The sequence below is a fragment of the Caballeronia sp. Lep1P3 genome (assembly GCF_022879595.1).
Classification (GTDB): Bacteria; Pseudomonadota; Gammaproteobacteria; order Burkholderiales; family Burkholderiaceae; genus Caballeronia.
The window spans coordinates 3,028,656-3,052,764 of the sequence record NZ_CP084265.1 but is presented as its reverse complement, the minus strand read 5'-3'; the positions used below and the strand labels follow the sequence as shown (position 1 = coordinate 3,052,764).

The 24,109-nt window shown below is 64.6% G+C and carries 26 protein-coding genes and 1 tRNA gene; 9 read left to right on the top strand and 18 right to left on the bottom strand.

Features of this window, described 5'->3' with window-relative positions:
- Positions 1 to 137: 137 nt before the first annotated feature.
- The 6 genes from LDZ27_RS14365 to LDZ27_RS14340 form a co-directional block, all read right to left on the bottom strand.
- Positions 138 to 1,352, bottom strand: a complete 1,215-nt coding sequence (locus tag LDZ27_RS14365) for an integrase arm-type DNA-binding domain-containing protein (protein ID WP_244814723.1) — start codon at positions 1,350 to 1,352, stop codon at positions 138 to 140.
- A gap of 174 nt (positions 1,353 to 1,526) precedes the next feature.
- Positions 1,527 to 1,602, bottom strand: a tRNA-Ala gene (locus tag LDZ27_RS14360).
- Between the two features lie 55 nt (positions 1,603 to 1,657).
- Positions 1,658 to 2,014 (bottom strand): c-type cytochrome, encoded by a 357-nt coding sequence (locus tag LDZ27_RS14355; protein ID WP_244814722.1) that lies wholly within the window; start codon positions 2,012 to 2,014, stop codon positions 1,658 to 1,660.
- A 14-nt stretch (positions 2,015 to 2,028) separates the two neighbouring features.
- The gene (locus LDZ27_RS14350) at positions 2,029 to 2,847 is read right to left on the bottom strand and encodes a BON domain-containing protein (RefSeq protein WP_244814721.1); all 819 of its coding nucleotides are present in this window, start codon (positions 2,845 to 2,847) and stop codon (positions 2,029 to 2,031) included.
- Between the two features lie 24 nt (positions 2,848 to 2,871).
- Entirely contained in the window at positions 2,872 to 3,459 is a 588-nt protein-coding gene (locus LDZ27_RS14345; protein WP_244814720.1) for a phosphoheptose isomerase, read from the bottom strand.
- 131 nt (positions 3,460 to 3,590) lie between these two features.
- On the bottom strand, positions 3,591 to 4,001 hold the full coding sequence (locus LDZ27_RS14340) for a YraN family protein (protein ID WP_244814719.1): 411 nt from the start codon (positions 3,999 to 4,001) through the stop codon (positions 3,591 to 3,593).
- A 25-nt stretch (positions 4,002 to 4,026) separates the two neighbouring features.
- Here LDZ27_RS14340 and rsmI point away from each other — a divergent pair, with 25 nt between their 5' ends.
- On the top strand, positions 4,027 to 4,911 hold the full coding sequence (gene rsmI, locus LDZ27_RS14335; protein ID WP_244814718.1) for a 16S rRNA (cytidine(1402)-2'-O)-methyltransferase: 885 nt from the start codon (positions 4,027 to 4,029) through the stop codon (positions 4,909 to 4,911).
- A gap of 52 nt (positions 4,912 to 4,963) precedes the next feature.
- Here rsmI and LDZ27_RS14330 read toward each other — a convergent pair whose 3' ends face one another.
- Positions 4,964 to 5,566, bottom strand: coding sequence for a septal ring lytic transglycosylase RlpA family protein (locus LDZ27_RS14330; protein WP_244814717.1), 603 nt, complete (start codon positions 5,564 to 5,566; stop codon positions 4,964 to 4,966).
- Positions 5,567 to 6,235: 669 nt separating this feature from the next.
- Here LDZ27_RS14330 and LDZ27_RS14325 point away from each other — a divergent pair.
- The 3 genes from LDZ27_RS14325 (at position 6,236) to LDZ27_RS14315 (ending at position 8,054) form a co-directional block, all read left to right on the top strand.
- A complete protein-coding gene (locus LDZ27_RS14325) occupies positions 6,236 to 6,880 on the top strand; it encodes an MBL fold metallo-hydrolase (protein ID WP_244814716.1) in 645 nt (214 codons plus the stop codon).
- Positions 6,877 to 7,500: an exonuclease gene (locus LDZ27_RS14320; protein WP_244814715.1), complete on the top strand. Its 624-nt coding sequence runs from the start codon at positions 6,877 to 6,879 to the stop codon at positions 7,498 to 7,500. The genes LDZ27_RS14325 and LDZ27_RS14320 overlap by 4 nt, the downstream gene beginning before the upstream one ends.
- 83 nt (positions 7,501 to 7,583) lie before the next feature.
- On the top strand, positions 7,584 to 8,054 hold the full coding sequence (locus tag LDZ27_RS14315) for an Lrp/AsnC family transcriptional regulator (protein WP_016346759.1): 471 nt from the start codon (positions 7,584 to 7,586) through the stop codon (positions 8,052 to 8,054).
- A gap of 12 nt (positions 8,055 to 8,066) precedes the next feature.
- On the opposite strand, the gene LDZ27_RS14310 is transcribed toward LDZ27_RS14315, so the two are convergent.
- Both LDZ27_RS14310 and LDZ27_RS14305 read right to left on the bottom strand, forming a co-directional pair.
- A complete protein-coding gene (locus tag LDZ27_RS14310; protein WP_244814714.1) occupies positions 8,067 to 9,242 on the bottom strand; it encodes a cation diffusion facilitator family transporter in 1,176 nt (391 codons plus the stop codon).
- Between the two features lie 219 nt (positions 9,243 to 9,461).
- A complete protein-coding gene (locus tag LDZ27_RS14305; RefSeq protein WP_244814713.1) occupies positions 9,462 to 9,764 on the bottom strand; it encodes an H-NS family nucleoid-associated regulatory protein in 303 nt (100 codons plus the stop codon).
- Positions 9,765 to 10,404: 640 nt separating this feature from the next.
- On the opposite strand from LDZ27_RS14305, the gene LDZ27_RS14300 reads away from it, so the two are divergent.
- The gene (locus LDZ27_RS14300; RefSeq protein ID WP_370653326.1) at positions 10,405 to 11,628 is read left to right on the top strand and encodes an MFS transporter; all 1,224 of its coding nucleotides are present in this window, start codon (positions 10,405 to 10,407) and stop codon (positions 11,626 to 11,628) included.
- 48 nt (positions 11,629 to 11,676) lie between these two features.
- Here the strand turns inward: LDZ27_RS14300 and LDZ27_RS14295 are convergent, their stop codons facing one another.
- Entirely contained in the window at positions 11,677 to 12,822 is a 1,146-nt protein-coding gene (locus tag LDZ27_RS14295) for a branched-chain amino acid ABC transporter substrate-binding protein (protein WP_244814712.1), read from the bottom strand.
- Between the two features lie 580 nt (positions 12,823 to 13,402).
- Between LDZ27_RS14295 and LDZ27_RS14290 the strand changes: the two genes are divergently transcribed.
- Positions 13,403 to 14,107: a dienelactone hydrolase family protein gene (locus LDZ27_RS14290; protein WP_244814711.1), complete on the top strand. Its 705-nt coding sequence runs from the start codon at positions 13,403 to 13,405 to the stop codon at positions 14,105 to 14,107.
- A 42-nt stretch (positions 14,108 to 14,149) separates the two neighbouring features.
- On the opposite strand, the gene LDZ27_RS14285 is transcribed toward LDZ27_RS14290, so the two are convergent.
- Complete coding sequence (locus LDZ27_RS14285) at positions 14,150 to 14,332, bottom strand: hypothetical protein (protein ID WP_244814710.1); 183 nt, start codon at positions 14,330 to 14,332, stop codon at positions 14,150 to 14,152.
- A 210-nt stretch (positions 14,333 to 14,542) separates the two neighbouring features.
- The gene (locus LDZ27_RS14280; protein WP_244814709.1) at positions 14,543 to 15,823 is read right to left on the bottom strand and encodes an MFS transporter; all 1,281 of its coding nucleotides are present in this window, start codon (positions 15,821 to 15,823) and stop codon (positions 14,543 to 14,545) included.
- A gap of 324 nt (positions 15,824 to 16,147) precedes the next feature.
- Between LDZ27_RS14280 and LDZ27_RS14275 the strand changes: the two genes are divergently transcribed.
- From LDZ27_RS14275 to LDZ27_RS14265, 3 genes are all read left to right on the top strand, one after another.
- Entirely contained in the window at positions 16,148 to 16,360 is a 213-nt protein-coding gene (locus LDZ27_RS14275; protein ID WP_244814708.1) for a hypothetical protein, read from the top strand.
- 40 nt (positions 16,361 to 16,400) lie between these two features.
- The gene (locus LDZ27_RS14270) at positions 16,401 to 17,441 is read left to right on the top strand and encodes a serine/threonine protein kinase (RefSeq protein WP_244814707.1); all 1,041 of its coding nucleotides are present in this window, start codon (positions 16,401 to 16,403) and stop codon (positions 17,439 to 17,441) included.
- Between the two features lie 168 nt (positions 17,442 to 17,609).
- Complete coding sequence (locus tag LDZ27_RS14265) at positions 17,610 to 18,332, top strand: PepSY-associated TM helix domain-containing protein (RefSeq protein ID WP_244814706.1); 723 nt, start codon at positions 17,610 to 17,612, stop codon at positions 18,330 to 18,332.
- Positions 18,333 to 18,351: 19 nt separating this feature from the next.
- Here the strand turns inward: LDZ27_RS14265 and LDZ27_RS14260 are convergent, their stop codons facing one another.
- The 6 genes from LDZ27_RS14260 to LDZ27_RS14235 form a co-directional block, all read right to left on the bottom strand.
- Positions 18,352 to 19,554 (bottom strand): PepSY domain-containing protein, encoded by a 1,203-nt coding sequence (locus LDZ27_RS14260; RefSeq protein WP_244814705.1) that lies wholly within the window; start codon positions 19,552 to 19,554, stop codon positions 18,352 to 18,354.
- Between the two features lie 111 nt (positions 19,555 to 19,665).
- Positions 19,666 to 20,685 carry an XdhC family protein gene (locus LDZ27_RS14255; protein ID WP_244814704.1) on the bottom strand — a complete coding sequence of 340 codons (1,020 nt, stop codon included), beginning with the start codon at positions 20,683 to 20,685 and terminating at the stop codon, positions 19,666 to 19,668.
- The gene (locus tag LDZ27_RS14250; RefSeq protein ID WP_244814703.1) at positions 20,658 to 21,209 is read right to left on the bottom strand and encodes a CoxG family protein; all 552 of its coding nucleotides are present in this window, start codon (positions 21,207 to 21,209) and stop codon (positions 20,658 to 20,660) included. The genes LDZ27_RS14255 and LDZ27_RS14250 overlap by 28 nt, the downstream gene beginning before the upstream one ends.
- On the bottom strand, positions 21,200 to 22,396 hold the full coding sequence (locus LDZ27_RS14245) for a VWA domain-containing protein (protein WP_244814702.1): 1,197 nt from the start codon (positions 22,394 to 22,396) through the stop codon (positions 21,200 to 21,202). Before LDZ27_RS14245 ends, LDZ27_RS14250 begins: the two co-directional genes overlap by 10 nt.
- A gap of 2 nt (positions 22,397 to 22,398) precedes the next feature.
- Positions 22,399 to 23,298: a MoxR family ATPase gene (locus LDZ27_RS14240; protein ID WP_244814701.1), complete on the bottom strand. Its 900-nt coding sequence runs from the start codon at positions 23,296 to 23,298 to the stop codon at positions 22,399 to 22,401.
- The gene (locus LDZ27_RS14235) at positions 23,298 to 24,104 is read right to left on the bottom strand and encodes a xanthine dehydrogenase family protein subunit M (RefSeq protein ID WP_244814700.1); all 807 of its coding nucleotides are present in this window, start codon (positions 24,102 to 24,104) and stop codon (positions 23,298 to 23,300) included. The genes LDZ27_RS14240 and LDZ27_RS14235 overlap by 1 nt, the downstream gene beginning before the upstream one ends.
- Positions 24,105 to 24,109: the final 5 nt, after the last annotated feature.

The window sequence follows — 24,109 nt, the reverse complement described above, 5'->3', positions numbered from 1 at the left end:
CCCCCGCAAGATGGTTGTTAGTAACGACTGCAGTTAAGTGACTACTATTCTGCAGGTCTCGACTGCCGCATGCCCTCATCGCGCCGGACAGGGAGCGCCTCGCATCTGACTCGAACGGACACGTGAACGTCACAGATTTAGCGAGCCGCTGCTGCAATATGAACCCCGTGCGCCCCGGCCTTGAGCTTATCCAAATAGTCGGCCCACCTCTGCATCATCAATACTCGGTCATCGATAAACTTCGTGCGGTTATAGGCTGTGCCGAGCGCATCGGGCACCTTGTGCGCCAACTGATGCTCAATCACCTCACTTGGAAAGCGCAGCTGCTCGTGAAGTATTGTGCGCGCCATCGCCCGAAAGCCATGTCCGGTAATTTCGGTTTTGGTATCGAAGCCCATCCGCCTCAGGGCCGCGTTGACTGCCGCACCACTCATTGGCTTCTTGACGTCCCGTCCTGGAAAAACGTATCTCCGTGCGCCGGTAAGCGCATGCAGTTCATGCAAGATTGCCAAAGCCTGAGCGGCAAGCGGCACAAGGTGTTCCGTTTTGGTCTTGGAGACCGCATAGCGCCACTGCCCCTTGTCGAGATCGAACTGCGACCACTCCGCTGTGCGCAGTTCCCCCGGCCGCACAAACAACAAAGGCGCCAAGCGTAACGCACACTGAACGACGAATGTTCCCTGGAAGGCGTCAAGTGCTCGCAGAAGTGCAGCAACCTCTGTGGGGTCTGTAACGGACGCGAAGTGCGTATGCCTTGCTGGTGGCAGTGCGCCCCGCAAATCGCTGCCTACGTCGCGCTCGGCACGCCCCGTCGCTATGGCGTATCGAAACACTTGGCCGCAGTTTTGATGAACACGATGTGCGGTATCGAGGGCACCGCGCGCTTCAACTCTTCGCAAGACCGACAAGACTTCCGGTGCCTTGATCTCTGCGATCGCTCTGCTTCCAAGCCAAGGAAATACGTCATTCTCAAGGCGAGCGATTATTTTATCGGCGTGGGTTTTTGCCCAGCCCGGCGAATGTCGGGTAAACCATTCGCGAGCCACAGCCTCGAAACTGTTTGCAGCACGTTCGTGACCAACGGCTTTCTGAACCTTGCGCTCGACGCCAGGGTCAATGCCGTCGGCCAGGAGCTTTCGAGCCGCGTCTCGCCGGCCGCGTGCCTCTTTGGCACTGATATCTGGATAGACCCCAAGCGCCAGTCGCTTTTCTTTCCCGGCAAAGCGGTACTTAAGTCGCCAGTACTTCCCTCCAGCAGGAGCCACTTCTAGGTACATGCCGGCACCGTCTGCAAGGCGGTAGGATTTCTCGCGTGGCCGCGCGTTGCGAATCTCAACGTCGGTAAGGGGCATTTCATCTCCGTTGGGGGCATCAGCCTTAGCTCAGCTTGTCATGCCCCCGAATGTGCCCCCCCGTGTCCCCGGATGTCAACCAATCCTGTTGGATGACAATGGAAATAAAAAACCCGCGAAGCCTTGCAGCTACGCGGGTTTCGGGACTTCCTTGTACAGCGTAAGACATGTTTTTGGTGGAGAGGAGGAGGATCGAACTCCCGACCTTCGCATTGCGAACGCGACGCTCTCCCAGCTGAGCTACCCCCCCAACGAAACAAAATTGTACCACACGCCCCACGCATACAATCAAGCAGCGCGACGCGTCACTTCTGCGGCGCGCCCGCCAGCACCCACGAGACGACTGTCCTGATATCGCCATCGTTCATGCCGGGGTGCGAGGGCATCGGAATTGAGCCCCACACGCCCGAGCCGCCATCCTTCACCTTCTTCGCGAGCTTCGACGGCGCTGCTGTATCGCCCTTGTACTTCTGCGCCACCTGCTGAAACGACGGTCCCACGAGCTTGCGATCCACCGCGTGGCACCCCATGCACGCGTTGCTGCGAGCAATCGCAATTGCACTCGCCGGCGAAACCGGCTGATCCGCCGCAAACGCCGTCGCACACAACGACACGCACAACGACACGCACAACGCGGCCGCAACACACTTCACATCGAACATCTGGCAAACACCCATTACTTGACCGAAGAAGCACCCGAAGAAGAAGCACCCGAAGAAGCACCCGGACGCACGACCGAGTTCGTGACCGGCGCGGGCGACTGCTGATCCAGCGGACGCGACGTCACCGACGAGTCCGGCACCGTGCCGACCGTCGCTTCCGCTGGCGCGGGCGTCGTCGCGGCCGGCGCGCTTGCGCCCGCTGCGGCGGCGTCGGCGAGCGCTTTCGCCTCTTCGGGCTTGATGTACTGATAGACCTTCACGACCTGTTCGACGCCCGGCACGCGCGCCGCCACGTCCGCGCCATGCGCGCCTTCGTCCTGCGTGACGAGGCCCATCAGATAGACGATGCTCCGCTCGCACACGACCTTGTAGTAGTTCGTCGACAAGTCCTTCTCGCCGACCATCGCGGTCTTCACGCGGCCTTCGAGATACGAGTCGTTGGCGCGCGACGAAAGCGTGCTCGCCGGCTGCACCGCCAATTCGTTGACGATGCTGTTCACATTGTTGATGTCGCGCACGACGGCCTCGGCGCGTTGCTTGGACGCGTCGTCGGGCACTTCGCCGGTCAGAAGCACGCGCCGGTTGAACACGGTCACGTTGACGTGCGATTGATCGGGCACGTTCTCCTTGATCCGCGACAGCGCCTTCACCTGAATCTCGCGGTCTTCCGTCTGCGCGCCCAGCGTGCGGCGATCCGTGGCGATCAGCGTGCCGCCCGCAGCCGCACCGACGACCGCGAGCGCGCAGCCCTGAAGCGTCAGCGCGACGCCGGACAACAGGCTCACCGTCAGCGTGGCATTGGCGAGCGCCGCCTTGACGCGTGTGTTCTTCATCAACTCCGTTCCCCCTTGTGAGATTCAGTCTTCGCCCAGCAGCATCGCGTCGATGCCGTCGCACAGGCAATGGATGGTCAACAGATGGATTTCCTGGACGCGCGCAGTCCGCTCGGACGGCACGCTGATATGGATGTCGGTATCCGCGAGCACTTCGGCCATCACGCCGCCGCCCTGGCCCGTCAGCGCGACGACGATCATTTCGCGCTCGTGCGCTTCCTGCACGGCGGCGAGCACGTTCACCGAATTGCCCGACGTGCTGATGGCAAGCAGCACGTCGCCCGCCTGCCCGAGGGCGCGCACCTGATTCGCGAAAATCTGCTCGAACGCATAGTCGTTGCCGATCGCCGTGAGGATCGACGAATCCGTGGTGAGCGCGATGGCCGGCAAGCCGGGACGTTCGCGCTCGAACCGGCCGATGAGCAGCGCCGCGAAGCGCTGCGCTTCCGCCGCCGATCCGCCGTTGCCGCACACGAGAATCTTGGAGCCGTTGGCGAGCGCGCTGAAGAGCGTGTCGACGGCCGCCGCGATGGGAACCGCCAGCGTGTCGAGTGCTTCGAGTTTGAGCGCGGCGCTGTCGCGGAATTGCTGTTGAATGCGTTCGACTGACATCGACTCTCGTTTATCGGCCGCGATGCGGCGTTCGTTGCGTGTGACATGAGACGCGAGGCGCGCACTGCGCGGCAAGCCGCCAGCGTCGAGTTTGCGCAGTTTAACGCATGCGTCATGTGACGGACCGCACGCTACGGATCGTCGGCGCGAAACGCGTCCGGCAGCCAGCGGATGCGGCCCGCGTCGAACGCGATCACGTCGAAACGGCACGCCGGCAGCGCGCCGCGCCAGGTCGCGAGATAGTGCTGCGCCGCGCGAACGAGCCGCGCGCGTTTTGTCGCGCCGATGCTCGCGGCTGCATCGGCGAAGCGGCGGCTCGCGCGCGCGCGCACTTCGACGAACACCAGCGCGCCGCGATCGTCGAGCATGACGAGATCGATCTCGCCGCCGCGACAGCGCACGTTGCGCGCGACGAGGCGCATGCGTTGCCGCTGCAGATATTCGAGCGCGCGCGTTTCGAAAGCGTCGCCGAGCGTTTTGGACATGAGCGCCTCGTTAAAGTTGTCGGCAAATCGGCGGCGGCGCGCGTGGCAGAATGACATCCTTTATCAGGCACGCCCCGCGCACATGCTTCAGATCTCCGAATTGGCCGAAGGGCAGCACTATCCGACGGGCGCGCTGTATGTCGTCGCAACGCCCATCGGCAATGCCGCCGACATCACCGTGCGCGCGCTGCATGTGCTCGGCCTGGTCGACCGCATCGCCGCCGAAGACACGCGCAACACCGCGCAACTGCTCGCGCGCTATGGCATCTCGAAGCCGTCCATCGCCGTGCACGAACACAACGAGCGCAGCGCGGCCGAGCGCGTGATCGAACATCTGCGAAGCGGCGAGCGCGTCGCGTGCGTGTCGGATGCGGGCACGCCCGGCATTTCGGACCCCGGCGCGCGTCTCGTCGATGCCGTGCGCGAAGCCGGGCTGCCCGTGATCCCGCTGCCCGGCGCGAGCGCGGTCATCACGGCGCTCAGCGCAGCGGGCGCGTGGGCGAGCGGCTTCACGTTCGTCGGCTTCCTGCCGGCGAAGGCGAAACAACGCGCCGCGCAGCTTCGCGCGCTGGTCGATCATCCGATGGCGCTCGTGTTCTACGAGGCGCCGCATCGCATCGTCGAAACCGCGCGCGCGCTCGCCGAGGCGTTCGGCGGCGAACGGCAGCTTCTGATTGCGCGCGAGTTGACGAAGTTACACGAGAGCCTGCACCGCTGCACCCTGGCCGAAGGGCCTAGCTGGCTCGAAGGCGATGCGAACCGTCAGCGCGGCGAGTTCGTGCTCGTCGTGCAGGGCGCGCCCGAGCGCGAGGAAGCGGAGGACGCGCACGACGCGCTGCTCTCTACGTTGCTCGAGGAGTTGTCGGTGAAGAGCGCGGCGCGCATTGCCGCGACGCTGACGGGCGCGCCGCGCAATGCGCTCTATGACCGGGCGCTGCGCCTCGCCAAGCGCGACCGGGACGAATGAAAAACGGGCCGTCGAATGACGGCCCGCTTCGCATCGGATAAGACGAATTCGATCAGTTCACGTTGTCGTCGGCGAGCGATTGCGACTGCTCGCGCGCCGTACGCGCTTCCTGCTGCGTCAATCCTTCGATCTTCACCTTCTGCGTGCCCGCGCCGCTCATGCCGAGCGCGGAAGCCGCCGCATACGACAGGTCGATCACCCGGCCGCGCACGTAAGGACCGCGGTCGTTGATCTTCACGACGACCGTCTTGTGATTCGACTCGTTCGTCACGCGCACCCACGACGCGAGCGGAAGCGTGCGGTGAGCCGCGGTCATCGCGTTCATGTTGTACTTTTCGCCGCTCGCGGTCTTGCGGCCGTGGAAGAGGCGGCCGTACCACGACGCCTTGCCTTTCTGTTCGAAGCTGCCGACATCCGGCCCGGCGGTGATCGGCTCCGCGTCCGACAGCGACTGACCGCGATTCGCGTCCTGCGTCGGCACGGCGCTCAGCTTCGAGTCGAATGCGAGCGGCGCGTTCGAGCGGGCATCCGCCGTGCTGATAGCAGGTGCGGTCTGATGATAAGACGCAACGTCACCGGACCCCGGCGCGGCGCAACCGGCCAGGACGCCAACGGCTAGCAGGCTTGCGATATGTCGAATGATTCGAGCATTCATAGACGTGTTCCAACGGTAAAGGGGCCGCCGCGCCGCGCTCATGAGCGCGCGCAAGGCAGCCAAAGGCTTTCCCGTGCAAAGCAGCGCGCCGTTCGATCGAGCGAACGGCGGACTGATGCTCGGACGCGGCGTACTGTTGCCGCAAACGCCCGGTTATCGTTCACGTCTGGCGCAACCTGTCCCCGGCAGCCTGACCAGACCCCACATGCCGCCATCGAACGTGACATGACGTTCGTGCGCGCCTCGACAACTTGACGGCGCAGGAACGGCGGCGTAGGCCCCATCCAGCGTGACGGCAGCAAAGGCCATCGAACGGACGCGCAGCGCCCGGCTGGACAAGACGTGTGCACCTACGAGAAGGTGCGTTGAGTTGCAGTTGCGAGGCTTTTGGCCCCTAACAGCGTACTGACGGCGATTGTAAAAACGCACTGGCGTTTCAGCAGTCGCCTATTGACGGCATGGTCAAATCCATGCACAAGTGTTGGCATTATACAAAAAAAGCAGGGTCTGGCCGCGCACACTGCGGGAATCGTCATTGATTCTGCCTATCGGCGCAAGAATTGCCGATTTTGAGCCGATCGCCGTCGCCGCGCCGCGCGTCCTAGTGATGCCCGACGCATCGGTACAATGAGCGTTTTTACAGGCCCGCCTGCCTCCTCCGACGGTCATATGAAAGTCATTCTCGTTCCCGTGACGCCTTTCCAGCAGAACTGTTCCATCGTCATTTGCGAAGCCACGCGGCGCGCCGCTGTCGTCGATCCTGGCGGCGACATCGAGCGGATCATCGCGGAAGTCGAGCGGCAGGGCGTGGACGTCGAAAAAATTCTGCTCACGCACGGTCATCTCGACCACTGCGGCGGCGCGAAGGCGCTCGCGGATCATTACGGTGTACAGATAGAAGGACCGCACGAGGAAGACGCGTTCTGGATCGATCAACTGCCGGCGCAGACGCACCGCTTCGGGTTCGCAAACGCGGAGGCGTTCACTTCGGATCGCTGGCTGAACGACGGTGACGCCGTTCAGTTCGGCGATGAATCGCTGGAAGTCTATTTCTGTCCGGGCCACACGCCGGGGCATGTGGTGTTCTTCAGCCGCGAGCATCGCCTGGCTTTCGTCGGCGACGTGCTCTTTGCCGGCTCCATCGGTCGCACGGACTTTCCGCGCGGCAATCACGCCGAGCTGATTCGCTCCATCCGCGAAAAGCTCTGGCCGCTCGGCGACGACGTGACCTTCGTTCCCGGTCACGGCCCCGCATCGACGTTTGGCGAGGAGCGCCGGAGCAATCCGTTCGTGCGCGATGGAGTCGCCGCATGAACGCGATTCCCGAAATCTATGTCAGCACCGACGTCGAAGCCGACGGCCCGATTCCCGGCCCGCATTCGATGCTGAGTTTCGCGTCGGCGGCGTTCACTGCCGACAAGCAGTTGATTGCCACGTTCTCCGCGAATCTGGAAACGCTCGACGGCGCGGCGCCGCATCCGGTGCAGGCCGCGTGGTGGAAAACGCAGCCCGAAGCGTGGGCCGCGTGCCGCACCGACTTGCAGAAGCCCGAAGTCGCGCTCGTCAACTACGTCGAATGGGTGGAGGCGCTGCCGGGCAAGCCGGTGTTCGTCGCGTATCCGGCGGGCTTCGACTTCACGCACATGTTCTGGTACATGATGCGCTTTGCCGAACGCTGTCCGTTTTCGTGGTCCGCGCTCGACATCAAGACGCTCGCGTTCGCGATGACCGGCCTGCCGTATCGCAAGGCCATCAAGCCGCGTCTGCCGAAGCACTGGTTCGACGAACTGCCGCACACGCACGTCGCGCTCGACGATGCCATCGAGCAGGGCGCGCTCTTTTGCAACATGCTCGCTGAACTGCGCGCTTCGCAAGCGGCGGCGGCATCGGCGGAAAGTCTTACGGAAGGTAAAACCCCGCCGGCAGGCCAGTGAGTTAGGGAAACTACCTCATTGCGGGCGCGTTGCATTGCGCTTCTTTTCCGGCGCCTCTACCATTAGAGTCAGATCGCGACCGAATGGAGGCGCAGTTGACTCTCGATACATTCTCACAAAAAATCCTGCGTCTTCTGCAATTGGACGCCCGCCGCTCCGTTCAGGAAATCTCCGATCAGGTCGGCCTTTCGAGCACGCCTTGCTGGCGCCGCATCAAGGACATGGAGCAGTCCGGCGTCATCCAGCGTTATACCGCGCTGCTCGACCGCGAAAAGCTCGGCCTGCATGTCTGCGCGCTCGCGCATATTCATTTGACGCGGCACACCGAAGGCGGCGTCGAGCAATTCGAGCGCGAGATTGCGACTTGTCCCGAAGTGACCGAGTGCTATAGCACGACCGGCGAATCCGACTACATCCTGAAAATCGTCGCGCCGGACATCAAGGCGTATGACGCGTTTCTTCACGACCGCATTTTCAAGATTCCGGCGGTCGCGCAGGTTCGCACGAGCGTCGTGCTTCGCGAGATCAAGTTCGATACGCAATTGCCGCTTTGATCGCGGGCGGCGTCAGCGGGCAGCGCTCGCCGGCTTCGGCGCGGCGAGCCTCATTTGCTGCGTCACGCGGATTTCCCGCGCGCCGAGTGTTTGCCTGAGCGCGTCCAGATCGACCGTCGCGAGCCGCGGCGCGGTCTCGCTCTGCGGCGCGGGCGGCAAAACGATTTCCACGTCGAATCCACGCTTCAGATAGTGAAGATTCAACGTCTCGACGGATAAGCCGCGTTCGGATAACGCAGCGCGCACGGCTTCCATGACGGTCGCGCGCAGCGGGAAATCGCCGGGCAGCGGATTCATTGCGTCGCTTTCCGGATCGACGTGAATCAGCGCGTCTATCACGCGCGAATCCGCGAGCATATGCGCCCGCGCCGATTCGGCGATGTAATGTCCTTCGGAAACCGAAATCAGCGGATCCACGAGAATGTGAGCATCGACAATGGCAAGGTCGCCCATTTTCCGCGTGCGCAGTTCGTGCACGTCGCGCACGCCGGGCGTGCCCAGCAAAATGCCGCGTAAATCGGCGGTAGTGGCTTCATCCAGCGCGCGGTCGGAAAGGTCTTGCAGCGCATCCCATGCGAAGTTCCAGCCCATCTTGCCGATCATAAATCCGACGAGTGCGGCGGCAATCGGATCGAGGATTCTAAAGCCGGCAATACTGCCGACGATCCCCAGCGCCACCACAAGCGACGAAGCCGCGTCCGAACGCGCGTGCCATGCATTTGCGACGAGCATGGCGGATCGCACGCGTTGCGCCGCGCGCAGCATATAGCGGAAAAGCGCTTCCTTTGAAACGAGCACGGTAATGGCGACGGCGAGCGCGCTTGCGTGTACCGGCGGAATGTCGTGAACATTTACGATGCGCGTGCCCGCGCGCCATAACATTCCCGCGCCGACCGTGATCAGCAATCCGCCGAGGAATAACGAGGCGACCGTTTCATAGCGGCTATGGCCGTAGTTGTGATCGACATCCGGCAACGCGGCCGCCTTTCGGTTGGCAATCAGCACGATGAAATCGGACACGATATCGGCGAGCGAATGCACGCCGTCCGCTATCAGCGCCTGAGAATGCGCAATTAAGCCAACGGCAAGCTGAGCGATAGTCAGGCAGCAGTTAAGCGCAATACTCGTCCACGTAGTACGCACGGCGACGTCGTGCTTTTCCGACGTGGGGTTTACCGAAGGCGACATGTAATCTGCCTCGTATCATCGATATCGGTATTTTATCAGCGAAGAAGCGCTTATGCCTTTAGAATCATGGGCTTAAAAACGCGACGCATTCGCGTTGCGGGGCGTCCGGCGCGTGGCATACACGGGCTCCGCGCGGAAACACGCGGCAAACTACATGGAAAACGAAAAAGCCGCGCACGAGGCGCGGCTTTCTCTTTCGACGCGTTCAATGCCTGCTGCTTACTTGCCGATAAGGAAGTTGTCGCGGTCCTGACCCGCAATCCACTTCGGCGGCTTGCCGCGACCGGACCATGTGCTGCCGCTTTCCGGGTCGCGATATTTCGGCGCCACGCCGGAACGGCTGCGCGATGCCTTTGCGGATTTTCCGCTGCGGCCGCCGGCCAATTCTTGAAGCGTGATCCCATAATCAGCCATTTTCTGCTTGATCTCATTAAGCACTTCGGCGTATTCGCGCGACTTGGCTTCTTCGATCTGACGCTCGAGAGACTCGCGCTGTGCGAGGAGTTCCTTGTATGAAGGCATGGGCAATCCCTAAGTGGTGTATTGGCTTCGCGAGTCGACCGCCCGCTGTTTCGGTTTTCAGTATAGCCTCGGACTGGCTCGCAGATTAACACAAAACGGATAATGACGGCATCGATGCATTTGTCATTAAACCGGGCGTTGTTTTAGTTCGTAACATTTGCCGACTTTGCCGTCTCTTTTCGAACTGTTGGCGTCGCGTCCCTAATAGACGGCTGAAAAGCGCGATGCATCGGAATGGCATGAAATGCGAATAGCGGTCTCCTCGGGATCGTAAATTTTCATCGGATGGCAACTTCCCTGCGCGTTTGATTTGACGGCGCACAGAATATCGCCGACTCGCGGCAATTGGTCCGCCGCGAGTTCGCCGCATAGCCCCGTGGACACGCCGCTTTGAAGTCGTCACCTGGAACACTTCAGTTTCGAACTTAAACGATTGCGTCAGCCGGAAAAATGCGGCAAGAGCAAACGGCGTGCGTCATTTCAGCTGTCACACGGCAAATGCGTTCGGCGATGTTAAATCAGCCGCGCCGAGCGTGTCTCTCGGCCGTTCGATAGAATCGTAAGCTCGCGCGATTCGCGGCATCATGTCCGCCTCGCGTCCGCGCGCATTGCGCCGCGCCACTCTTTCCAACGACTTCCCGTGTCCGACTCGACTTCCGCTTCCTCCGCCCGCGAGTCCAATCCGTCGCTCGCATTGCATCGCGGCCTGCCTGAGGCAACCCGCCAGCGCGCGCGCTACGCGACGATGGCCATTTTCTTCATCGCCGGCATGATGTACGCGTCATGGGGCGTCCACGTCCCGACCGTGCGCGACAAATTCGGCCTTAGCCCCGGCATGCTGTCGTTCGCGCTCTTCGCGGTGGCGGGCGGCTCCATTTTCGCGATGCTCACGACCGGCTCGTGGATCGCGCGCGCCGGCACGCGCACCGCCTGCATGGCGGGCGGCATCACGATGACCGTATGCGGCGCGCTGATCCTCGCCGTGCCGCACTTCTGGCTGCTGCTGATCGTGCTCGCCGCCTTCGGCTTCGGCATGGCGACGCTCGACGTCGCGATGAATGCCGAGGCCAGTGCCGTCGAAGAAGCGCTTGGCCGGCCGATCATGTCGTCGCTGCACGGCATGTTCAGCATCGGCGGGATGGCGGGCGCGGCGATCGGCGGCGCGTTGATCGCGCACGGTCTGGCGCCGGCCGCGCATCTGGCGATCGCTTCGGGCGCGAGTCTCGTCGTGCTGCTCGCGTCGATGCCCTCGGTGCTGCCGCACGTACCGCATCACGAGGCGCACGCGAAGGCGTCGTCGTCGAACCGGTGGCGCTCGGGCGCGCTATGGGCGCTCGGCGGTCTCGCGCTCGTCGCGCTGATCGCGGAAGGCGCGATGTACGACTGGGCCACCGTCTATATGCGCGATGTCGTCGAGGCAACGCCTTCGCTCTCGAGCGCCGCGTATGCCGCGTTCTCGGGCGGCATGGCGGCCGGACGCTTCGGCGGCGACGCGGTGCGCGCACGCTTCGGCGCGCCGCAGCTCGTCTTCGGCAGCGCGGGGCTGGCGTTCGTCGGCATGGTGATGGCGCTTCTCGTGCCGAACGCTTTGGTCGCGATGACCGGCTTCACGATGATGGGCCTCGGCCTCGCCAACATGATGCCGGTGCTCTTCGCGGCGGCCGCGCGCGTCGATGGCGTGACGGCGGCGGAAGGGCTCGCGCAGGTCGCGGGGCTGGCGTACTTCGGCTTACTGCTCGGGCCGGTGCTGATCGGCGGCGTCGCTCAGGTGAGCACGTTGCCTGTCGGCCTGTGCGTGGTCGCGGCGTGCTGCGCGGTCGTCGCTGTCATCGGCCCGCGCATTCTCAGGCGCCTGAAAATATAAAAGGCGCGTGAGCCGAAACGCACGCGCCTTTCACCGACTGCCGCGAACTTACATCTTCACGACGTCGAGCAGCGTCTTCTTGCCCTTCTTGTAGTCGTACAGCGAGATCACGCCGTGCTTCAGGTCGCCCTTCGAATCGAAGGTCGTCTGGCCGATCACGCCCTTGTAGTCCGTGTTCGGCATCGCGGCGAGAATCTTGGCCGGATCGACCGAGTTCGCGCGCTTCATCGCGTCGACGATGATATACACCGCGTCATACGTGAACGGCGCGTAGATCTGGATCGGCTGGCCGAAACGCTTTTGGTACTTCGCGGCGAACGCCTGGCCGCCTTCCATCTTCTCGAGCGCCATGCCGGCTTCCGAGCACACGACGTTGTCGGTCGCATCGCCCGCGAGGTCGGCCAGCTTTTCCGTGCAGACGCCGTCGCCCGCCAGCACCTTCGCGCGCAGGCCGAGCTGCTTGGCCTGCTTGGCGAACGGGCCGCCGGTCGCGTCCATGCCGCCGTACATCACGGCGTCGGGGTTCTCGCCCTTGATCTTCGTCAGAATCGCGCGGAAGTCGACGGCCTTGTCGTTGGTCGCATCGTGCGACACCACCTTCAGGCCAAGCGACTTGGCGGTCTTCTCGAACTCGTTCGCGAGACCCTGACCGTAGGCGGTCGAATCGTCGACGACCGCGACGCTCTTCACCTTCAGGCTCTTGGCCGCATAGTTCGCGAGCGCCGGGCCTTGCTGAGCATCGGTCGCGACGACGCGGTACGTCGTCTTGAAGCCTTGCTGCGTGTAGGTCGGGTTGGTCGCGGACGGCGAAATTTGGACGATGCCCGCGTCGCTATAAATCTTCGATGCCGGGATGGACGTGCCGGAGTTCAGGTGGCCGACGACCGCGACAACCTTGTCGTCGACGAGCTTCTGCGCGACTTGCGTAGCGGTACGCGGGTCGGCTGCATCGTCTTGCGGGTCCAGTTGCAGGGTGATTTTTTCGCCGCCGATCGTGAGACCCTTCGCGTTGATCTCTTCGACTGCGAGCCGCGCGCCGTTTTCGTTGTCCTTGCCCAGGTGAGCGATACCGCCGGTGAGCGGTGCGACGTGACCGATCTTGACGACCTGGTCGGCTGCTGCGGACGTTGCCAACGTTGCGAACAGCACGGCTGCGGCGCTGATCGGCAACACTTTGTGAAGCTTGGTGTTCATGTAAGTCTCCAGTTTCGGTCCCAAAAACAACGTAATCGCCCTGTGCCCCGTCTTCATCACGATCGCTCAGTCCCGTGGACGACCACGCCGGATGCATCGTTTCGCACTTGGCAAGTCCTTCCGGCCGGCTGTTTGTGGCAGCCGCCATCCGCACCGCGCGAGAAGTGTAGGGTTGTCAAATTAATTTAGGGAAGTTTTTTAAGATACTGGTGCGACTACCGATTAACCACGGGTTGAGAACCGCGCGCGTTTGTGGTGGCGTTTTCTATGACGATTCCGCGAAGACGCCCGGTGGATGCGGGTTTCGGCGGCATCGGAGTGGCCGCGGTTCGCGTTCGGTTCGCGCCCGGTTCAGGTTCCGCGCGCGTCTGCCGATAATCGCCGGCCTTCAATCGCATTAGCCGGTTTCTAAAGCTCAATTGCACTTGCCTTTAGGCATAGGCCTCTAAAAATCGGCTGCCGGTCAATCGGCGTGCCTGCTCGCCCGCCGGGAAGCGGGCGCGCTCAGGCGACTGAAAGGGAAAGCTGGCAAACTCACTCGCCTCTCGTTCTATCAGTCAACCAAGCAAGGAGCATCGACGTGACCGTTACCGTGACTTCCCGATGGATCGACATTCCCGCCGATGGCGGCAGCTTTCAGGGCTATCTCGCGCTGCCCAAGGCGGGGACGGGTCCCGCCGTCATCATCCTGCAGGAGATTTTCGGCGTGAACGCGCACATTCGCAGCGTCGCTGACCAATACGCGGCCGATGGCTACGTCGCGCTGGCGCCCGATGTTTTCTGGCGCACGCAGCCGCGCGTCGAACTCGGCTACGAAGGCGCGGATCGCGAAAAAGCGATGGAACTGCTCCAGAAGACCAATGTGGATGCAGCCGTTGCGGATGTCGGCGCGGCGGCGCAGGCGCTTCGCGCGCTGCCGGAAGTGAGCGGAAACGTCGCGGCCATCGGCTATTGCTTCGGCGGGCGCCTCGCGTACCTCGCGGCGGCGCAAGGCACGGTGGATGTCGCCGTGGCGTACTACGGCGGCGGCATTCAGAATCAGCTGGACAAGGCCGATCAGGTGAAAGCGCCGATCCAGTTCCACTACGGCGAACTCGACGCCCACATTCCCGCCGGCGCCGTCGACGCGGTGCGCCAGCGTTTTGCGGGCCGCAAGGACGCCGAACTTTACGTCTATCCGAACGCTGACCACGGCTTCAACTGCGGCGACCGCGCGTCGTATAACAGCGGCGCGTCGGCGCTCGCGCACGGGCGCACGCTGACGTTCCTCGGCGAGCACCTGTAAGCAGCGGGCGCAGCGGCGGCGCGCGGCGAAGGCCGCGCGTCGTCATATCAGCGCGGGCAATCCCTCCACGAGCAGAAACGCGACGAGCACGCCGACCAGCGCGCCGAAGGCTCTCAGCACGTTGTTCCGGAAGTGCGTGGCGCACGGAATGGCCCCGAGAAACAGCGCGCCCGCAAGCGCCATCGGGATGACAAGAATGAAGTCGCCGATCGTGAAATACGTCATGGTGCGTCTCCCATCGTGCTGCTCTTATTGCCCGAAACGCGTCGGTGCTTTTCGCGCGCATCGACGATTCCGAGTATAGGCCGCGAGGCAAAGCGTGTTGCGCCGTCGCGTCGTGGCGCGGCGGTCGGCCGGGCGCGAGGCCTTGCGGCAAAAGGCTTCGCGCGGCGTTTTATTAAGCGTGTCCTGTAAAACCCTTAGTTTCGTCTGATTTCATCGAGCTTTCGTCTGACGCAACAGCGCCCGCTCGCGGCCATTGAGATAGACAGCCGCCGCGACGCCGACGACGAGCAGCGCCGCGATCAGGCCCGCCACGCCCGGCCAGCCGAACGCGGTCCAGAAGTGCCCGCCATACGACCCGATGAGACTCGAACCCAGGTAGTACGCGAGCAAATACAGTGCCGCCGCCTGTCCCTTGGCTTGCGTCGCGAGCCGTCCGACCCAGCCGCTCGCCACCGAATGCCCCGCGAAGAAGCCGAAGGTCAGGCACGCGATGCCGCCGATGATGACCGGCAGCGACATCGAAAGCGTCAGCGCGATGCCGGCGATCATCAGGAGCACGCTCGCGATCAGCACGCGGCCGCGCCCGAACGCGTCGGCCATCTTGCCGGACCACGGCGACGCGACCACGCCCGTCAGATAAACGGTGAAGATCGCGCCGATCTGCGTCTGGTTGAGGCGAAACGGCGCGCCCAGCAGCCGGTAGCCGACGTAGTTGTAAAGCGTGACGAAGCTGCCCATCAGCACGAAGCCGGTCAGAAAGAGAAACGGCAACCCGCGATGCCGCAGATGCCCGGCAAGCGAGCGCCGATGATGCTGAAACCCGACGCCGCGCCGTGGTTTGAAGCGTCGCGAAGGCGGCAGCAGCGAGCGGAACGCGAACGTCGCGACGAGCCCGAGCACGCCGATTCCGCCGATCGCCACGCGCCAGCCGAAGAAATCCGCGAGTATGCCGCTGATGACGCGCCCCGCCATCCCGCCGATAGCCGTCCCGCCGACGTAAAGGCCCATCGCCAGTCCGAGCCCTTCGGGATGCACTTCCTCCGCGAGATACGCCATCGCGACGGCCGGCACGCCGCCGAGCGCGAAGCCTTCGAGCGCGCGCACGATGAGCAGCGCGTGCCAGTTCGGAAGCACGGCGGCGATCACCGTGAGGACCGACGAGACAAGCAGCGAAAGCGTCATCAGCCGATGGCGGCTCCAGCTTTCGGACGCGAATCCGGCGATGAAAATGGCGACCGCGAGCGCCGCCGTGCTCACCGACACCGCGAGCGCGCTGACCGCCGGCGCGACGCCGAACGTTTTCGTGAATTCGGGAAGCAGCGGCTGCACGCAGTAGAGCAGCGAGAACGTGGCGTAGCCCGCAAACAGCAGCGCCAGCGACGCGCGCCAGTACGCGCGAGAGCCGCGTTCGAGATAGGAATCGGCGAGCGCGGCGGGCGCGTCCTCGTCGTCACGGTGATCCGGGCGCTGCGGCGCCGGTGATGCGTTCACGAATGAAGTCCCCGCTTAACATGCGAAACCCACGACGATACGCCGATCCTCAGGGTTTCGCCCGATAGGGCGACGCATTCGCCGTGCCGCCGGACAGAATTACCCGCGAGCGTGTGTCGAGGGCAACAAAGCCGCCGACGGGCATCGCGCTTGCGCGTCGGCATACGCTAAAGTGGGAGCACAATCGTTCATGAAAGCCGCGCTTGTCGCGCTTGCCGCAATAAAACGCGGCGATTGTCGGGTGCACGAGCCGTCAAAAAGCCTGTGCTGGTGCAACACTTGACCGGCGTTTCATCATTAGCCGGCATCGAAACGGGGATCATCATGCAAATCGGTTCGATTGTCCGTTCCGTGCATATTGCCGTGCCTCAGGGCGCGCGCGGCATCGTCATGCGCATTCTCGGCGACATGGCCATGGTCGCGTGGTACGCCGGCGAGCCGGGCGTCACCAAGCTGCTCAACACGGAGCCGTTCTTTCTCGAAGACCTGATCGATACGGGCGACGTCGTGCGCCCGGCGAATTCGGTCGTTCACTGAGCCGCGTGCCGGTAGGCCAACGGCGCGGCACAATGGCGGAATGAACTCACATCATCCCGATTCCGCCGACGCGTCAGCCGCGCCTGACGCCTCGCCGCCGCCCTTCGCCGGCCTCACGCCCGAGCGCGTGCTCGACGCGGTGGACCGCGTGCTGCTGCCTGCCGGCGCGCGCACCGATGGCCGCCTGCTGCCGCTCAACAGTTACGAGAACCGCGTGTATCAGGTGGGCGTCGAGGACGGGCCGCCGGTCATCGCGAAGTTCTACCGGCCGGCGCGCTGGTCCAACGAAGCGATCCTCGAAGAACATGCTTTCGTCGCGACGCTGGCCGCGCGCGAGATTCCGGCCGTCCCGGCGCGCGTGTTCGAAGGCGCGACGCTGCACGAGTTCGACGGCTTCCGCTTCTCGGTCTTCGAGCGCCGCGGCGGACGCGCACCCGACCTCGACAACCGCGAGACGCTGGAATGGCTCGGGCGCTTCATCGGGCGTATTCACGCGGTCGGCGCAATCGAGCCGTATCGCGAGCGCCCGACGCTCGATATCGAAACGTTCGGCTACGAACCGCGCGATTTTCTGCTGACGCATCGCTTTCTTCCCGACGACGTGCGCGAGGCCTATGAGCGCGTCGTGTCGATGGCGCTCGAAGGTGTCGCGCACTGTTTCGAGCGTGCCGGCGATGTGCGCCGCCTGCGCATGCACGGCGACTGTCATCCAAGCAACGTCTTGTGGACGGACGCGGGTCCGCATTTCGTCGATTTCGACGACAGCCGCATGGGACCCGCCATTCAGGACTTGTGGCTGCTGCTGCCGGGCGGGCGCGCGGAGGCGGCGCGCGCGCTCGGGGATTTGCTTGCCGGCTACGAGGATTTCTGCGACTTCGACGAACGCGAACTGCATTTGATCGAAGCGCTGCGCACGCTGCGCTTGATTCACTATTCCGCGTGGCTCGCGCGCCGCTGGAACGATCCGGCGTTTCCGGCAGCCTTTCCGTGGTTCAACACGCAGCGCTATTGGGAAGAACGCATCCTCGAATTGCGCGAGCAAGTCGGCGCGATGCAGGAAGGCCCGCTCTGGCCCGTCTGAAATTTTCTGTTAACGAAGCGCGTTGTCGGGCGATCGTAAAGCATTGTCTCTCGCGGGCAGCCGTGCAATGATAACGATTCTCATTTGCCCGCGCTGACCGCGAGTCGTATCTGCGATTCGGTTGGAGCGTGGCTGTGCCCACGAACCGTTCCGATCCCGGAGAGACGCTTGAACGCGCCCGACACCTTCAAACCGCAGCCGACGAGCGGCTCTGCGCAATACCGTCCGCATGGACGCCTGATCGACGACGCCGAGCAGATCGTGCGCAAGAACCGCTCGCGCCGCTCGACGTTCCTCAAATGGCTGCGCAAGGTTCATGGCTGGGTCGGCTTGTGGGGCGCGTTGCTGGGGCTGCTTTTCGGCGTGACGGGCTTTCTGCTCAATCATCGCGCGCCGCCGCTGCGCGTATCGACGGGCGAGCCGCAGGTCTCGCAAATGCAGCTCGCGTTGCCGGCTGGCGGCTTCAAATCGCCGCGCGACATGGGCGTATGGCTCAAGAAGGAACTGAAGGTGGACGGCAACCTCGGCCGCACGCGCCGCGAGCCGGCGCATCCCGTCGGCTGGGGCGACAAGAGCACGATGCAGCCCGAGCAATGGTCGGTGATGGTCGCATCGCCGGGCGGCAGCGTGATGGCGGAATACTGGGTGGGCAACAACTTCGTGTCGGTGAAACGCACCGAAAACACGTTCCTCGCGATGATGACGAACCTGCACAAGGGCGTCGGACTGAGCGTGGGCTGGGTGCTGCTGATCGATACACTCGCGGGCAGCCTGATTTTGCTTTCGCTGACGGGCGTGCTGCTGTGGACGGAGTTGAATAAGCGCCGCACGGTCGGGGCGGCGATCGTGACCGTGTCGCTCGTTGCGATGATTGTTTGCGGATTGATGTGAACCGCGCGGGCCGCGCCTCTCAGCCGGCCCGCCCGCCCTTGCGCGCATTATGCCGCGTCGCCCACAGATACAACCCGCTCCCCAGCACGACAACCGTCAGCACATCGAACGCGGCCCAGAAGAGCTTGAGCGGCATGCCGCCGAAGTCGCCGAAATGCAGCGGCTGCGAACCCAGCAGCACCTTCAGATACCACGGCAATTCGCGCGAGTCCGTGAGCGCGCCGGTGCGGGCGTCGACGAGCACCGGCCGCAGGATGCGCGTCGTCAGAATGCCGTCGCCGCGCATCCATACCGCATAGTGATGCGGGCTGCTGAAGCGCGTGCCGGGGAAGGCGACGAACGACGGAATTATCCCCGGCGCGACGCCGCGCGCGACGTTCACCGCATCGTCGACGGATGCACGCGCCGCCAGCGCCGGCTGTCCGCGATACGGCGCGAGCATCTGCGCGAGCTGATCGTTGCGCCACGCGTCGAGCATGAGATCGGCGAGTGTGTTGATCGAACCTGTCGCGCCGACGAGCAGCGCCCATGCGAGCGTCAACATGCCGATGGCGTTATGCCAGTCGAGCCACACGATGCGCCGCTTTTTGCTGAACCGGACGCGCCCGAGCCCGACCTTGCGCCAGAACGGCAGATACACGACGACGCCCGACACGATGGCCGCGAGAAACACCACGCCCATCGCGCCGAGAAAGAGCTTGCCGAAGAGTCCCGCGAACATGTCGACGTGCAGCTTCAGCAGCACGAACTTGAGCGATCCCTTGCCCGGCGGCGTGCCGAGCGGCTTCGCGGTGCGCGCATCGACGGTCGTGCTCGACGTATCGTCGGGCGGCGTGTCGGCGCGCGGCGCGGTCACGACGACAGGCAGCAGCGGCGCGTCCGGCTCCCAGATCATGTATTGCGCGACGTGGCCCGGATGCGCGTCGAGCGCGGCGCGCAGCACAGCGTCATAGCGTGCGCGGGCATCCGCTTGCGATGCCGGCAGTTCCGGCGCTTCGATGGCGTCGCCGGTCAGAAGATCGAGTTCGTGGCCGAAGACGAGCGGCAAGCCGGCCAGACAGAGCAGCAGCATGAACGCCGTGCAGACGAGACTCGTCCAGCGATGCGCGACGGACCACGCGCGCAGCGCACGCTGGCTCGAACGGCGATTTTGGCGATGGGCGTTCGACGCGTTCGGCGCATCGGTGCGACCGGTCTCGCCGGTCAGGAATTTGCCGGTCATTCGGTGAGGCTGCGTTCGGAGTGGAAGGGCGGCTTGCGCGAACCAGAGGATAGCCGCGCAAATGAGAACGATTATTATATGGCCCGACGCCTTCCTCCCGGCGCGCGGCGATCAAACGCCGCAGACTTCGGCTCTGCCCGCCACTTCGCGCGCCGCCTTCGCGCCTTCCACTTGCAGCAGTTCAGGCAGCGACACGCCGTTCTTGGCCGCCGTCACTTCCGCGAGAATCGATACCGCGATCTCCGGCGGCGTCCGGCTGCCGATGTAGATGCCGACCGGTCCGTGCAGCCGCGCGAGTTCCGCGTCGGTCAGATCGAATTCCTTGAGACGCTCGCGCCGCGCCGCGTTATTGCGGCGCGAACCGAGCGCGCCGACGTAGAACGCGGGCGTCTTCAGCGCTTCCATCAACGCGAGATCGTCGAGTTTCGGATCGTGCGTGAGCGCGATGACCGCGCAACGCTCGTCGAGCTTCATGTCCATCACGGTGTCGTCGGGCATCGTGCGGACGAGGGTCGTGCCGGGCACGTCCCACTCGTCCGTGTACTCTTCGCGCGGGTCGCAGACCGTCACCTGATAGTCCAGCCCGACCGCGATGCTGCACAGGTAACGCGACAACTGCCCCGCGCCGATCACGAGCATCCGGTAACGCGGACCGTGAATGGTCAAGAGCCGAGCATCGTCGAAGAGCACGCCGTCTGTCGCCTGCGCGGGTTCGAGATGCGCGGCGCCCGTCGCCATGTCGAGCGTGCGCGCGACGAGCCGCCCGCCTTCGACCGCCGCGCACAGTTGCGCGATGCCGCTCTCGCGCGTGAGCGGCTCCAGCACGAGCTGAATGGTGCCACCGCACGGCAAGCCGAAGCGATGCGCTTCTTCCGCGCTGATGCCGTACTTCACCGCTTCCGGCTTCGTCTGCTCGATGCCCCGCTGACGCACGCGGTCGATCAGATCGTCCTCGATGCAGCCGCCCGACACGGACCCGACGACGTGACCGTCTTCGCGCACCGCGAGCATCGCGCCTTCGGGCCGCGGCGACGAGCCCCACGTCTTCACCACCGTGACGAGCAGCACGCGCTTGCCCTCTTCGAGCCATTGCGCGCTGTGTTTCAGGACTTCGAGATCCACGCTGTCCATGATTTCTTCCCTTTCTCTTCCTTCTCGCCGCCGGTTTCTTCGTCCGCGGCGACGTTCTGCGCTGGCTGCGATTCGTCGCCGCCTTGCAGCCGCGCGCTGAATCGCTTGAAAAACTCACCTGCAATCTTACGCGCTGCGCCATCCACGAGCCGCGAGCCGATCTGCGCGAGCTTGCCGCCGACCTGCGCGTGCGCGCTGTACGTGAGCGTGGTCGTCTCCGCGTTTTCGCCCGGTTCGAGATTCACTTTCGCGCTGCCCTTGCTGAAGCCGGCCGCGCCGCCTTGTCCTTCGAAGACGATCGTGTACGTGTGCGGCGCGTCGATCTCGGTGAGTTCCATGCGTCCCTTGAAGCGTGCCTTGACCGGGCCGACGGCGGCAGTCATCCCGACGGCATAGGCATTTTCGCCATCGGCTTCGATGCTGTCGCAGCCGGGGATGCAGGCTTTGAGGATCTCCGTGTCGTTGAGCGCTTGCCACGCGCGCGCCTGCGGCACCGGCAGGGAATGCGTTTCGGTCAGTTCCATCGGGTGTGTCCTCCAGGCGTCCGGGACGCGCCGCGCGTGGAAAGCGCCGCCAGTTCCCGGCCGACAGCGGCGAGGCTGTCGAGGTTGTGAGCCGCGAGCATCGCGTCGACGTGCGGCAGGATCGCGCGCACGCCTCGCGCGCGCGGCGTGAAGCCGGCGAATCCGAGCAGCGGATTGAGCCACACCAGCCGATGCGCGAATCGCTTGAGCCGCGCCATTTCCGCATCCAGCACGTCGATGGCGTCGTGGTCCAGTCCATCGGTGACGAGAAGCACCGTCGCGCGGCCCGCGAGCACGCGACGCGCCCAGCGCCGGTTGAATTCCGCGAGCGCCGCGCCGATGCGCGTGCCGCCCGACCAGTCCGCGACCTGCGCGCCGAGCGCGGCGATCGCGACATCGGGATCGCGTTTGCGCAGTGCGCGCGTCGCGTTCGTGAGGCGCGTGCCGAAGAGAAAGACCTGCAGACGCTCGCGCGATTGCAAGAGCGCATGACAGAAATACAGCACCGCGCGCGAATACGCGCTCATCGAACCGGAGATGTCGAGCAGCAGGACGAGCGGCGGGCGACGCTCCACGGCCGCGCGATATTTCCACACGGTCCAGTCGCCGCCCGCGCGCACGGCTTGCCGCGCGCTCGCGCGCAAGTCCGCATGCGTGCCGCGCGATGCCGCCTTGAGCCTGCGCGTCGGCTCGGTCGCAAGCGGCAGCCGATGCGCGCGAATCTGATGCCGCAGCGCGCGCCACTCGTCGGCGGTGAGCGTGTCGAAGTCGCGGTGGCTCAGGCGTTCCTGCGCGCTGAACGACATGCGCGCGTGCGCTTCCTCGGCCTTTTCCTCGCGATGCGGCTTCTCTTCACTCGCGGCGCGCGTCGCGAGGGCATCGGCGAGACGGTTGTTGCGCTTGGGCGGCGGCGCCCCGCTCTTGATCTTCGGCAGCAAAAGCGCGCGCAGCTTGCCTTCCCAGTCGGGATCGCGCCAGAAGAGGTCGAACGCGGAATCGAAGATGTCGCGCTCGTCGCTTGCGTGCACGAGCAGGCACGCGAGCGCGGCGCGCACGTCGTCGCGGCGGGCGATGTCGATGAAGCGCAGCGCATCGAGCGCATCGACCGCTTGCGCCGGCGACATGCCGAGCCCCGCGCCTCGCAGCAGGCGCACGAAATGGACGACGTTGCGCGCGAGCGGTTCCATCGTCACGTCGCGGCCGCTGCGGACAGACAGTGCGCGAGCGTCGATGCGTCCATGCGCGCGAGATCGTCCTGGTACTTGAGCAGGACGCCGAGCGTGTTCTGCACCGATTGCGGATCGAGTTCCGACACCGACAGCGCCGCGAGCGCGCGGCACCAGTCGATCGTTTCCGCCACGCCCGGCGCCTTGAACAAGTCCATCGTGCGCAACTGGTGGACGAACGCGACCGCGCGCGCCTGCAACGCGCGGCCCGTCTCGGGCGCGCGCGCCGCGACGATCTCCAGTTCCACGTCGCGCTCGGGATAGCCGATCCACTGATACAGGCACCGGCGCTTCAACGCATCGTGGACTTCGCGCGTGCGGTTCGACGTCATCACGACGAGCGGCGCCCGGGCGGCGCGCACGGTGCCGTACTCGGGAATCGACACCTGAAAATCCGACAGCAGTTCCAGCAGAAACGCTTCGAACGGCTCGTCGGCACGGTCGATTTCATCGATCAGAAGCACGCGGCGCGCGTGTGCATTCGCGGGATCGGGCAAGAGCGCCTGCAAGAGCGGGCGCTTGAGCAAGAACTCGCCGCGATACAGCGAATCGTTCGACGGCGTTTCGCCCGATGCTTCCGCGAGCCGCAGCGCCATGATCTGGCGCGGATAGTCCCATTCGTACAGCGCGCTCGCGGTGTCCAGCCCTTCGTAGCATTGCAGACGCAAAAGCGTCGTCCCGCACAGCCCCGCCGCCGCCTTCGCAAGCTCGGTCTTGCCGACGCCCGGCTCGCCTTCGAGAAAGAGCGGGCGCTGCATTTTCAGCGCGAGAAAAAGCGCCGTCGCCAGTTCCCGGCTCGCGAAGTAGTGCTGCTCGCGCAGGCGCGCGAGCGTCTCGTCGATGGAAGCGGGTTCGTCGATCATCACGCGGCGAAGGACAGCGCGCGTTCGATCGCGCGGCCCGCGAGCACCGGAATCAGATGCGCGCGATAGTCGGCGCTCGCGTGCATGTCGTCGTTGAGGCCGTCTGGCGAGATCGTCACGCTGCGCGCCGACGCCACCGAGAAATCCCTCGACAACGCCGCCTCCAATTCCTTCGGCCGGAAAACGGAAGGCGCCGCGCCCGTCACGCCGACGCGCACGCCGTCCGCATGCTTCGCGACGAACACGCCGACGAGCGCGAAATGCGACGCGGGATTGCGAAACTTCTCGTAGCCCGCGCGCTCGGCGAGCGGAAACTCGACGGCCGTGATCAGTTCGTCGGGTTCGAGCGCGGTCTCGTACATGCCGATGAAAAAGTCGTCGGCGGCGATGCGGCGGCGGTCCGTCACGATGGTCGCGTTCAGCGCGAGCACGGCGGACGGATAGCACGCGGCGGGATCGTCGTTGGCGAGCGATCCGCCGATGGTGCCGCGCTCGCGCACCTGCCGGTCCCCGATGCGGCTCGCGAGGTCCGCGAGTCCCGGCAGCGCGCGCTTCACGTCCGCGTTCGCGCCGACCTGCGCGTGGCACATGCCGCCGCCGATGGCCAGCTTGCCCGCATCGAGCGCGACCGTTTTCATCGACGCGATGCGCGTCACGTCGATCAGCGCGGACGGCTGCGCGAGCCGCAGGCGCATGGTCGGCAGAAGGCTCTGGCCGCCCGCGAGAAATTTGGCGTCGCCATTGCCGCTCAAGGACGCGACCGCCGCCTGCGCGTCTTCCGGACGTTGATAGTCGAATGAGTACATGTCTG

Bases quoted from the DNA above. Each gene is read 5' to 3' on its own strand.
- LDZ27_RS14365 (WP_244814723.1), bottom strand. From the start codon at position 1,352: ATGCCCCTTACCGACGTTGAGATTCGCAACGCGCGGCCACGCGAGAAA.
- LDZ27_RS14355 (WP_244814722.1), bottom strand. From the start codon at position 2,014: ATGTTCGATGTGAAGTGTGTTGCGGCCGCGTTGTGCGTGTCGTTGTGC.
- LDZ27_RS14350 (WP_244814721.1), bottom strand. From the start codon at position 2,847: ATGAAGAACACACGCGTCAAGGCGGCGCTCGCCAATGCCACGCTGACG.
- LDZ27_RS14345 (WP_244814720.1), bottom strand. From the start codon at position 3,459: ATGTCAGTCGAACGCATTCAACAGCAATTCCGCGACAGCGCCGCGCTC.
- LDZ27_RS14340 (WP_244814719.1), bottom strand. From the start codon at position 4,001: ATGTCATTCTGCCACGCGCGCCGCCGCCGATTTGCCGACAACTTTAAC.
- rsmI (WP_244814718.1), top strand. From the start codon at position 4,027: ATGCTTCAGATCTCCGAATTGGCCGAAGGGCAGCACTATCCGACGGGC.
- LDZ27_RS14330 (WP_244814717.1), bottom strand. From the start codon at position 5,566: ATGAATGCTCGAATCATTCGACATATCGCAAGCCTGCTAGCCGTTGGC.
- LDZ27_RS14325 (WP_244814716.1), top strand. From the start codon at position 6,236: ATGAAAGTCATTCTCGTTCCCGTGACGCCTTTCCAGCAGAACTGTTCC.
- LDZ27_RS14320 (WP_244814715.1), top strand. From the start codon at position 6,877: ATGAACGCGATTCCCGAAATCTATGTCAGCACCGACGTCGAAGCCGAC.
- LDZ27_RS14315 (WP_016346759.1), top strand. From the start codon at position 7,584: ATGGAGGCGCAGTTGACTCTCGATACATTCTCACAAAAAATCCTGCGT.
- LDZ27_RS14310 (WP_244814714.1), bottom strand. From the start codon at position 9,242: ATGTCGCCTTCGGTAAACCCCACGTCGGAAAAGCACGACGTCGCCGTG.
- LDZ27_RS14305 (WP_244814713.1), bottom strand. From the start codon at position 9,764: ATGCCTTCATACAAGGAACTCCTCGCACAGCGCGAGTCTCTCGAGCGT.
- LDZ27_RS14295 (WP_244814712.1), bottom strand. From the start codon at position 12,822: ATGAACACCAAGCTTCACAAAGTGTTGCCGATCAGCGCCGCAGCCGTG.
- LDZ27_RS14285 (WP_244814710.1), bottom strand. From the start codon at position 14,332: ATGACGTATTTCACGATCGGCGACTTCATTCTTGTCATCCCGATGGCG.
- LDZ27_RS14275 (WP_244814708.1), top strand. From the start codon at position 16,148: ATGCAAATCGGTTCGATTGTCCGTTCCGTGCATATTGCCGTGCCTCAG.
- LDZ27_RS14270 (WP_244814707.1), top strand. From the start codon at position 16,401: ATGAACTCACATCATCCCGATTCCGCCGACGCGTCAGCCGCGCCTGAC.
- LDZ27_RS14260 (WP_244814705.1), bottom strand. From the start codon at position 19,554: ATGACCGGCAAATTCCTGACCGGCGAGACCGGTCGCACCGATGCGCCG.
- LDZ27_RS14255 (WP_244814704.1), bottom strand. From the start codon at position 20,685: ATGGACAGCGTGGATCTCGAAGTCCTGAAACACAGCGCGCAATGGCTC.
- LDZ27_RS14250 (WP_244814703.1), bottom strand. From the start codon at position 21,209: ATGGAACTGACCGAAACGCATTCCCTGCCGGTGCCGCAGGCGCGCGCG.
- LDZ27_RS14245 (WP_244814702.1), bottom strand. From the start codon at position 22,396: ATGGAACCGCTCGCGCGCAACGTCGTCCATTTCGTGCGCCTGCTGCGA.
- LDZ27_RS14240 (WP_244814701.1), bottom strand. From the start codon at position 23,298: ATGATCGACGAACCCGCTTCCATCGACGAGACGCTCGCGCGCCTGCGC.
- LDZ27_RS14235 (WP_244814700.1), bottom strand. From the start codon at position 24,104: ATGTACTCATTCGACTATCAACGTCCGGAAGACGCGCAGGCGGCGGTC.